The organism is Micromonospora sicca (assembly GCF_003172935.1).
In the GTDB taxonomy this organism is placed as follows: domain Bacteria; phylum Actinomycetota; class Actinomycetes; order Mycobacteriales; family Micromonosporaceae; genus Micromonospora; species Micromonospora sicca.
On record NZ_QGKS01000391.1, the window covers coordinates 1 to 8,605 of the forward strand.

Below are 8,605 nucleotides of genomic sequence, written 5' to 3' on the forward strand. Positions count from 1 at the left end.
GTGTTGCCGGCCGGCACGGCGGGGCGCGGCAACAACTTCATGATCAACGCAACGGGGTGGGGTACGACAGCGCCGCCCCGGCCGCGGGGCCGGGGCGGCGCTGGGTGTCGGTGTGCAGGTCGCCTCTCGGCGAGTGGCACGACGCGGCTCCAGCCGAACGGTATTCCGCGAAGGCAATTTAGGTGAGGCCCGGGGACACTGGGCACACCGACGCTCTGCACAACGACCCGACCAGCCCCGGTGTTCCGGGCCGGGCCGTGTCCGCCGTCACCCCGCCCCCGGCGCCACGACCGGGGACGTTTGACCGATTCGGGCCCGGGTAGCTGATCGGCGTGACCGATGACGCACCCGTGACGGACCAGCCGGACACCCGGCAGGTCGACGAACTGCTCGACGACATCTACCACGGTCAGGAGCGGATCACTCAGGCGGTCATCTACCGCCGGGCGGTCGCCGCGGAACTCCCGGCGGAGCTGCTCTCCCGGATCGCCGCTCTTCCACAGGGCGAGTACTCGGTCGACGAGGCGGCCGACCTGCTCGGCGGCACCGTGGCGTGAGGACCGGCCGGCGACGGACCGGTACGGCGCCGGACAGTGTGCTGCGGCCCGGACGCCGCCGGAACCGCGCCGAGGACCCGGACGACGGAGAGGACAGTGCGATGACCGACCGCGACGCGGGGCACGAGCACATCGAGGCGCTCGGCCAGCCGCCGAAGGGACCGGATCCGGACACGGATCCCGACTTCTCGGGCGAGCACCAGGACACCGCGGTGGATGACGAGATCATCACCGGCGCGGACGAGGACGAGCGGGAGCCGGAGGCGGCACGCGGCTGGGCCGGCGAGGACCACGGGACCACCCCCACCTGATCGGGACGAGCGAAAGGGGCCGGCACCGACGCCGGCCCCTTTCGTCGTACGTCACTTCTCGTCGTGACCGCCCTCGGCCGCCTGCTGGGCGACCGCGTACCCCATCTGGAGGAAGTCGGAGGCGGCCACGGCGGTCAGCGCGGTGGCCACCAGCCGGGTAAGCCGGGGGGCCAGCACGAGTCCGCCGGTGAGCGCGGTGGCCACCCACACCGCCAGGCAGAACGGGCAGCTCAGCAGCTCGCCGATGGCGTGCCGGGTGGGGCTGCCCTGGTCGCGGACCTGCTCCATCACCTCGCCGCTGCCGATCGGGTGGTCGTAGCGGGTGAACGGGGCCCGCACCGGGCTGGTGACCGCGTCCTTGGCGAGCAGCCGGCTGAGCTTGTGGGTGGCGATCGAGAGCAGCACCACGTCGGCGGGGGCGGGTCGCTCCGGCACCGGCCGCCCGGTCGCCCGGACGACGCCGGCCAGGGCCGCGGTGACGGCCCCGTAGGTGCCCATCGCCACCAGGTACCCGCCCAGCGGCCGGTGCTCGTGCGGCGCGTACGCCTGGCGCAGCCGCCTCACCTTCTGCTTCAGACCGCTGGTGGTCACCCGGTCTCCTCGGTTCGTCATCGCCCAGCTCAGCCGGCGGTCAGGTTGTCGGCCACCTCGCGGGCGAGGTTGGTCAGGGTCTCGTCGGCCAGCCCGTCGGTGTCCCCGCCGGCCAGGTCCAGCCGGACCCGGGCGCCGCCGGCGTCGGCCGCCTCCACCTGGATCTCGGCCGACCAGCCGGGCGCGGAGTCGCTGCACCACCGGGCCCGCATCTGCTCGATGCTGATCACCTCCGGCCGCCGGTCGCCGTCCTGCCGCAGCGGCTCGGGCAGCCAGGCGGCGGCACGGTCCGGGTCGATGGCCGTGTTGAAGACCACCTCGGGCGGCGCGGACATGCCCCGTTCGACGTGCGCCCCCATCAGACGTCCCGCAGCCGGCTCGGGTCGACCTCGCGGCCCGGGTGCCGGGCGAGGTACTCGGTCTCCAGCTCCGCCGTGCGGCGCAGGTGGTGGGCGAGGGCGGAGTCGGCCGCGTGCCGCAGGGTGTCCAGCCGGGTGCGGTGCAGGCTCTGCATCTCCCGGATCAGGTCCTCATCGCCCAGCTCGGAGGGGTCCACCCCGAGCAACTCGCCGTCGACGTCGGCGGTCGCCGCGTTCCTGACGTGGTCGCCGTCCCACTCCGGCAGCCGCTGCTCCGGGCTGGCGTCACCGGTCCGGCGTACTGATTCGGTCATCGTCGCCCCCTCGTCTCGTTCGGGCTGGCGTCTAGACGGATGCCCAGCCGGGATGCCACCAAACCCCACCGACTACGACACCGCGTCGGAGAGGGCGGGTGGCCCCGGTACGCTCGGGGGCATGAAGCGGCTCTGGACACCGGCGTGGATCGCCCGCCACGTGGCCATGGTCGTGCTGGCCGTGGGCTTTCTCGGCCTGGGCTGGTGGCAGGTCACCCGGGCCGCCTCGGGCAACACGCTCAGCTTCGGGTACGCGATCGAGTGGCCGGTCTTCGCCGGCTTCGTGGTCTTCCTCTGGTGGCGTGAGGTGCGGCACACGCTGCGGGGCACCGACGCCGACCGGCCGACCGCGCCGCCGGCGACCGCCGGCTCCGACCCGGCCGCGGCCACCCCGGGGGTACGCCGGCCGGTGCGGGTGAGCCGGGTGCCGGTGCCCGCCGAGGGGGCCGACGACGACCTCGCCGAGTACAACCACTACCTGTCATGGTTGAACGCCAACCCGGGCGCGCGGCCCGGTGACTATCCCGGCTGAGGCCGGCGTGGAAGGACGGACGACGGTGGGCGGAGCCCTTACCCGGTACCGCGTGATCGCCTGGATCGTGGGCGTGGCGCTGGCGGTGCTGGTCCTGATCGGCATGCCGCTGAAGTACGGCTTCGACAACCCGACCGTGGTGGCGGTGGTCGGCACCGCGCACGGCTGGCTGTACATGCTCTATCTGGCCGCCACGTTCGACCTGTCCCGCCGGGCCGACTGGCCGCTGAAGCGAATGCTGCTGGTGATGCTCGCCGGCACGGTGCCGTTCGTCTCGTTCTACGCGGAGCGCCGGGTCAGCCGCTGGCTGACCGCCGAGCGGCCCCGGACGCCGGAGCCGGTCGCCGGCTGACCACCGGGCCGGGGGTCGGCGGCCGGCCCGGCGGTCAGCGGTTCGGGCGTGGCGGTCAGCGGTTCGGCCGCCACGGGTCGGCGGCGGCGAGCGGATCGCTCCACCCGCCGTGGCGGGCGCCCTCGCGGGCCCGTTGCAGCGCCCGGGTCACCTGGCCGAACTGCCGCTCGTCGTCGCTGCTGAACAGCAGCACCTCGGTGCCGCGGTGTCGGCCCCACAGCTCGTACGCGGGCGGCCGCCAGCGGTCGCCGAGCAGCACCAGCGCCAGCGGCAGCAGGCCGACGGTCCCCAACGTCAGGTACGCCCCGGCGGTGAGCCGCTGCAGCCCGCCGGTGAAGCCGAGCAGCACCCCGACGCCGCCGATCATGGCCGCGGTGACGACGACGGCGCGGACGGCGAGCCGGTCGTGCGGGCCGCGACTGGTCCGGAGCTGGGTCAGTTCGGCGATCGGCCAGCTGTTCCGGCCGACGGTGAAGCGCTCGCCGGTGACGACGATGCCGGGTCGCGCGTAGAGCAGGGTCGGGGTGACGCCCGTCGGCTTGGGCGAGCGGGGCGGGTGGGTGGCGGAGCCATCGGTCTGCACGGCGTCCTCCCAGGGCTGGCGCGCCGGGCTGTCTTTCGCCGCCGGTGAGCTGTGCCGATGCCGTCCGACGGGATTCCCGGCTCCGCGCTTCATTGTGTTGCGGCCGCGCCACCCGGACCTGCTGTTTTCCGCGTCCTCGGGGCGCCACGGCGGGCGGCGCATGCCGACAAACAGGATCCATTTCGGTCTTTGTCAGGATTTTGCGGAGCGGCCCCTGACGACATCCGCCCAGAACGACGAATCACCCGAACCGCCCGGAGCACGCGGACCGGTACGGGATGGCGACGGCTGGCGGGCGAAGCGGTCACGAAGCGTAACCCGACCCAGCAGTACTTCCTGACACTTTGCCAACATTCGCCCCTGCTTCAACTGCGGGTGACTCCCGTCCCGGGTTAGGTTGTCCGGGCCGGACCGGTCGACCGCCATCCACCCGGATGGCCCCGGGCCGGTGTCGTCCGGACGCAACGCCGGCCCGGCGACCGTGGGAGAGGAGCCTTCCGCTCTTGTCGTCCTTACGGATCCTGCTGCGCTCGTTGGCGGTCGCCGGCCTCTCGGCCGCGCTCATCGCCCCGGCGTCGGTGGCTCGGGCCGAGCCCACCCCCGCCGAGCTGACGAAGCAGATCGAGAAGTCCTCGACTGAGCTGGAGCGAATCGTCGAGTCCTACAACAAGCTCAACGAGGAGATCAAGGCCAACAAGGCCACCGCGGCCGGCCTGCAGGCCAGGATCGGCCCGTTGCAGGCGCGGGCCGAGCGGAGCCGCGCCGACGTCGGCGAGATCGCCGTCACCGCGTACAAGACCGGTGGGCTGCGGACGGCCCAGGCCCTGCTGGACCGGGGCTCGGTCAGCTCGCTGCCGGACCGGCTGGGCACGCTGGACCAGTTGACCCGGCAGCACCAGGCGACCATCGCCGGCTTCACCGCCAACCAACGCAAGCTGATCGACGAGAAGACCCGACTGGACGCCACGCTGGCCCGGGAGGCCGCCCAGGCGAAGCAGCTCGCCGCGGGCAAGAAGAAGATCGAGGCCGACCTGGACCGCCTCTACGAGCTGCGCCGGCAGGCGTACGGGCGGGCCACCGAGGCGCCTACCAGATCGACCTCTGCGGGGAGCGCGCCGGCGATCTCCGGCTCGGCCGGGGTGGCGGTGCGATACGCGTACGGGGCGATCGGCAAGCCGTACGTCTGGGGGGCCGACGGCCCCGACGGGTACGACTGCTCCGGGCTGACGCTGGCCTCGTGGCGGGCGGCCGGGAAGTCGCTGCCGCACAACGCGGCGATGCAGTGGGACGCCACCTCGCGCATCAGCCGCAGCTCACTGCAACCCGGCGACCTGATCTTCTACGAGGGATTGGGCCACGTCTCCCTCTACGTCGGCGGCGGCCAGGTGATCGACGCGCCGAGCGCGGGCCGCAACGTCCTCAAGCGGGACATGAACATGATGCCCATCCAGGGATACGGTCGGGTGCGCTGACCCGACGCGCACCGACTTACGAGACGGCGAACGGCCGGCATCCCCCTATCGGACGCCGGCCGTTCGTGTTGTCCATTACTACCAGGTCAGGCCGCCTGCAGCCCCTCGGCCCGAGCCAGCTCACGGAGCCGGCCGAGGGCCTGGATCTCCAGCTGGCGGATCCGCTCCCGGGAGAGCGAGAAGCGCGACGCCACCTCGGTCAGCGAGTGCTCGCGACCGTCCTCGAGGCCGTACCGGGCCCGCATGATGCCGGCCGACCGGTCGTCGAGGTGGTTGAGCAGCCCCTCGATCCGCTGCCGCTCCAGGCCGCTGAGGACGATGTCCTCCGGCGACGGGGCGTCACTGTCGGCGACCAGGTCGCCGAGGTTGGTGTCGCCGTCGTCGCCGACCGGGGTGTCCAGCGAGACGGTGTCCTGCGACCAGCGGCGCAGCTCGTTGACCCGCTCGACGGTGACGCCGAGGGCGGCCGCGATCTGCTCCGGCTCCGGGTCGCTGCCCAGCTCGCGGGTGAGCTGCCGGGCCACGTTGCGCATCCGGTTGACGTCCTCCACCAGGTGCACGGGCAGCCGCACGGTGCGCTCCTGCTGGGCGATCGCCCGGCTGATCGCCTGGCGGATCCACCAGGTGGCGTAGGTGGAGAACTTGTAGCCGCGCTCGTAGTCGAACTTCTCGACCGCCCGGACCAGACCGGTGTTGCCCTCCTGGATCAGATCCAGCATGGGCATCCCGGACCGCACGTAGCGTCGGGCGATCGACACGACCAGTCGCAGGTTCGCGCGGATGAAGAGGTCCTTCGCCCGCTCACCGTCGACGACCAGCCGCTCCAGGTCCTCCCGGTCGACACCGTCCGGTACGCGGTCCTCCCCGAGCAGGTGCTCGGCGTAGAGGCCGGCCTCGATCGCCTTCGAGAGGTCGACCTCCTTGGCGGCGTCCAGCAGCGGCGTACGGGAGATCTCGTGCAGGTAGACGCCGACCAGGTCGCGCTCCTCGGCAACCTCGTCGGTTCGCATGCCGATGTTCTTGTCCACGGTGCCCACGGTCCCCTCGCTCGCGCCGGTTGCCCGGTTCCTTGCCATCCCCACGTCCATCAGCCCTCCCCCGTAACTTCCGCTGTGCCCACCGGCGCTGACCACCTACACAACAGATGAGACGTGTCGGGGATTCCATGTCGTGAGTCGAAAGTGTCACGAATGCCTGAGTAGTAGCTGAGAGCCCGGTCCATGTTTGCTGTCAGGACCCGGTCGATCGGCTCGGTCGCCGCTCCGGGAACGAAGCGACGGATCAGCGGAATCGTCGTGCATCCACGAAATCGCACCATTGCGAATTCCATGAACACAGCGACCCGCGTCACCGCCTTGATGCGATCCTGGTCACTGCCGGACACGCGTCGGTGGACCGGTCGGTTCAATCACGGGTGAGGATTACCCCACCCCTCGATGAACAATCCGCAGCGCGAAAGACGTCCCGGAACGCGGCGTGACGCGCGTCGCACCGGGAGCGGGCCGGGTGGGCCGGGGGCGGGGCGCGGGCCGGGTCAGGAGGCGAGCAGGGCCAGCGCGCCGCGGACCTGGTCGGCGGAGCGGGCCAGGGCGGCCCGGGCGGCGGAGACCTCGGCGCCGGAGACGAGGGAGACGAGGGCGGTCTTCAGGTCGCCGTCGGCCTCGTGCAGCGCCCGCCGGCAGACCTCCTCGGCGCAGCCGGTGGCCTCCATCAGGATCGAGATCATCCGGCCGCGGAGTTTGGCGTTGGTGGCCACCATGTCGATCATCAGGTTGGAGTAGACCCGGCCGAGTCGCACCATCACGGCGGTGGAGAACGTGTTGAGCACCAACTTCTGCGCGGTGCCCGCCTTCATCCGGGTCGACCCGGTGACGACCTCCGGTCCGGTGTCCACGCCGATGAAGACGTCCACCGACGAGGCGGCCTCGGCCTCCGGATTGGCGCAGAGCAGCACGGTCCCGGCCCCCTGCGCCCGGGACGCGGCGAGCGCCCCGAGGACGTACGGGGTGCGCCCGCTGGCGGCAAGTCCGACCACCAGGTCGCCGGGGCGTACGCACTCGGCGGCCTCGGCGGCGCCGGCCCGGTCGTCGTCCTCGGCGTCCTCGACGGCACGCCACATCGCGTCCGGGCCGCCGGCCAGGTGGGAGCAGAACCAGTGCTGCGGCGAGTTGAAGGTGGGGGCCAGCTCGGCCGCGTCCAGGACGCCCAGCCGCCCGGAGGTGCCGGCGCCGAAGTAGTGCACCCGGTACCCGCCGCGCAGCGCCGCGACCGCCAGGTCGACGGTCTCCGCGATCTTGTCGAGGACGGCGGCCACCGCGGCCGGGACCCGGCGGTCCGCGTCGTTGATGACGGTGAGCACGTCCCGGGTCGACATCAGGTCGAGGTCGACGCTGTGCGGGTTGCGCCGCTCGGTCGGTGCGCCGACGCGCACCACCGGCCGGACCGCGGACAACTCGTCGCGCTCCACCCGGCCGGCGGTCATCCGCGCCTCCGCGTCGCGCCCACCCGGTGCGACTTGACCGCCTCCGCGGTCGCCTCCAGGGCCTTCTTCGCTCGGGCCCGGTTGCGCGCCGCCACCCCGACGAAGAGGCAGTCGACCACGGTGAGCTGGGCCAGTCGACTGGCCATGGCGCCGGAGCGGTAGGTGGTCTCCCGGGCCGCGGTGGTGAGCACGAAGTCGGCCACCTCGGTGATCGGTGACCGGGGGAAGTTGGTCAGGGCCACCGTGGTGGCGCCCCGCGCCCGCGCCTGCTCCAGCACCTCGATCACATCGGAGGTGGTGCCGGTGTGCGAGATGCCGACCGCGACGTCGCCCCGGCCGAGCAGGGCCGCCGAGGTGAGGGCGGTGTGCACGTCGGGGAAGTAGAAGGCGGTCCGGCCGATGCGGTGCAGCTTCTGCTGGAAGTCGGAGGCGACGAAGCCGCTGGCGCCGGCGCCGTACACGTCGATCCGGCCGGCTCCGCCGATCGCCTCGACGACCTGCTCGCAGATGGCCGGGTCGAGCTGTTCGGCGGTTTCCTCGACGGCCCGTGCGTCGTTGAACGCGATGGTCGCGATGATCTGCGCGAGGTCGGCGCCGGGCGGGATGTCGCCGCCGACCACCCGGGCGTCCGGCGGCTCGATCCGGCGGGCCGCCTCGGCGGCGAGCCGGATCCGCAGCTGCGGGTAGCCGTCCATGCCTACCGACCGGCAGAACCGGATGACGGTCGCCTCGGAGGTCTCGGCGGCGGTGGCGAGGTCGGTGATGGTGCGCCGGGCGGCGTCCGCCGGGTCGGCGACGACCAGCCGGGCGACCCGCTGTTCGGCCGGGGACAGCGACGGGAGCAGGCCACTGATGTGGACGATCAGTCCACCTGGCTCGTGACTCGCAGAAATCTTCGGACTCTTCGCCACGGATGAAACTTACTTTCATGAGGCGTGAGCGTCAACCATCACCACGCGTATCCGGAAAAGTACCGCGCTCGTCGTGGCGGCCCCGCGGCAAGGGTGCCATTCCCCCAGCCCCGCCGCCTCCTCCGGACCGGCCGACTCCAC

Annotated in this window: 12 protein-coding genes; 5 read left to right on the forward strand and 7 right to left on the reverse strand. The window is 72.4% G+C overall.

Annotation, left to right across the window (positions count from 1 at the left end; genetic code table 11):
• Positions 1-323 precede the first annotated feature (323 nt).
• On the forward strand, positions 324-557 hold the full coding sequence (locus DKT69_RS30640) for a hypothetical protein (RefSeq protein WP_255544558.1): 234 nt from the start codon (positions 324-326) through the stop codon (positions 555-557).
• Between the two features lie 101 nt (positions 558-658).
• Positions 659-868 (forward strand): hypothetical protein, encoded by a 210-nt coding sequence (locus tag DKT69_RS30645; protein ID WP_109804933.1) that lies wholly within the window; start codon positions 659-661, stop codon positions 866-868.
• 51 nt (positions 869-919) lie between these two features.
• On the opposite strand, the gene DKT69_RS30650 is transcribed toward DKT69_RS30645, so the two are convergent.
• Genes DKT69_RS30650 through DKT69_RS30660 form a run of 3 tightly spaced genes read right to left on the reverse strand, consistent with a single transcriptional unit; the run spans position 920 to position 2,132 of the window.
• The gene (locus DKT69_RS30650; protein ID WP_109804922.1) at positions 920-1,459 is read right to left on the reverse strand and encodes a DUF1360 domain-containing protein; all 540 of its coding nucleotides are present in this window, start codon (positions 1,457-1,459) and stop codon (positions 920-922) included.
• Positions 1,460-1,488: 29 nt separating this feature from the next.
• Positions 1,489-1,818, reverse strand: a complete 330-nt coding sequence (locus DKT69_RS30655; protein ID WP_109804923.1) for a hypothetical protein — start codon at positions 1,816-1,818, stop codon at positions 1,489-1,491.
• Positions 1,818-2,132, reverse strand: a complete 315-nt coding sequence (locus DKT69_RS30660; RefSeq protein ID WP_109804924.1) for a DUF6158 family protein — start codon at positions 2,130-2,132, stop codon at positions 1,818-1,820. The genes DKT69_RS30655 and DKT69_RS30660 overlap by 1 nt, the downstream gene beginning before the upstream one ends.
• Before the next feature lie 121 nt (positions 2,133-2,253).
• Between DKT69_RS30660 and DKT69_RS30665 the strand changes: the two genes are divergently transcribed.
• Complete coding sequence (locus tag DKT69_RS30665; protein WP_201749943.1) at positions 2,254-2,664, forward strand: hypothetical protein; 411 nt, start codon at positions 2,254-2,256, stop codon at positions 2,662-2,664.
• A gap of 25 nt (positions 2,665-2,689) precedes the next feature.
• Positions 2,690-3,016 carry a DUF3817 domain-containing protein gene (locus DKT69_RS30670; RefSeq protein WP_109804926.1) on the forward strand — a complete coding sequence of 109 codons (327 nt, stop codon included), beginning with the start codon at positions 2,690-2,692 and terminating at the stop codon, positions 3,014-3,016.
• A gap of 55 nt (positions 3,017-3,071) precedes the next feature.
• On the opposite strand, the gene DKT69_RS30675 is transcribed toward DKT69_RS30670, so the two are convergent.
• Positions 3,072-3,599, reverse strand: a complete 528-nt coding sequence (locus DKT69_RS30675) for a DUF6232 family protein (RefSeq protein ID WP_109804927.1) — start codon at positions 3,597-3,599, stop codon at positions 3,072-3,074.
• Between the two features lie 503 nt (positions 3,600-4,102).
• On the opposite strand from DKT69_RS30675, the gene DKT69_RS30680 reads away from it, so the two are divergent.
• The gene (locus tag DKT69_RS30680) at positions 4,103-5,071 is read left to right on the forward strand and encodes a C40 family peptidase (protein WP_109804928.1); all 969 of its coding nucleotides are present in this window, start codon (positions 4,103-4,105) and stop codon (positions 5,069-5,071) included.
• Positions 5,072-5,157: 86 nt separating this feature from the next.
• On the opposite strand, the gene DKT69_RS30685 is transcribed toward DKT69_RS30680, so the two are convergent.
• From DKT69_RS30685 to DKT69_RS30700, 3 genes are all read right to left on the reverse strand, one after another.
• A complete protein-coding gene (locus DKT69_RS30685) occupies positions 5,158-6,147 on the reverse strand; it encodes a sigma-70 family RNA polymerase sigma factor (protein WP_201749944.1) in 990 nt (329 codons plus the stop codon).
• Positions 6,148-6,605: 458 nt separating this feature from the next.
• Positions 6,606-7,553 (reverse strand): N-acetylmuramic acid 6-phosphate etherase, encoded by a 948-nt coding sequence (gene murQ, locus DKT69_RS30695; RefSeq protein ID WP_109804931.1) that lies wholly within the window; start codon positions 7,551-7,553, stop codon positions 6,606-6,608.
• Entirely contained in the window at positions 7,550-8,464 is a 915-nt protein-coding gene (locus DKT69_RS30700) for a MurR/RpiR family transcriptional regulator (RefSeq protein ID WP_109804932.1), read from the reverse strand. The genes murQ and DKT69_RS30700 overlap by 4 nt, the downstream gene beginning before the upstream one ends.
• Between the last annotated feature and the right edge of the window lie 141 nt (positions 8,465-8,605).

What these genes read in the sequence shown, in the direction of transcription:
- DKT69_RS30645 (WP_109804933.1), top strand. Translation starts at nt 659, where the DNA reads ATGACCGACCGCGACGCGGGGCACGAGCACATCGAGGCGCTCGGCCAG.
- DKT69_RS30655 (WP_109804923.1), bottom strand. Translation starts at nt 1,818, where the DNA reads ATGGGGGCGCACGTCGAACGGGGCATGTCCGCGCCGCCCGAGGTGGTC.
- DKT69_RS30660 (WP_109804924.1), bottom strand. Translation starts at nt 2,132, where the DNA reads ATGACCGAATCAGTACGCCGGACCGGTGACGCCAGCCCGGAGCAGCGG.
- DKT69_RS30665 (WP_201749943.1), top strand. Translation starts at nt 2,254, where the DNA reads ATGAAGCGGCTCTGGACACCGGCGTGGATCGCCCGCCACGTGGCCATG.
- DKT69_RS30685 (WP_201749944.1), bottom strand. Translation starts at nt 6,147, where the DNA reads ATGGCAAGGAACCGGGCAACCGGCGCGAGCGAGGGGACCGTGGGCACC.
- murQ (WP_109804931.1), bottom strand. Translation starts at nt 7,553, where the DNA reads ATGACCGCCGGCCGGGTGGAGCGCGACGAGTTGTCCGCGGTCCGGCCG.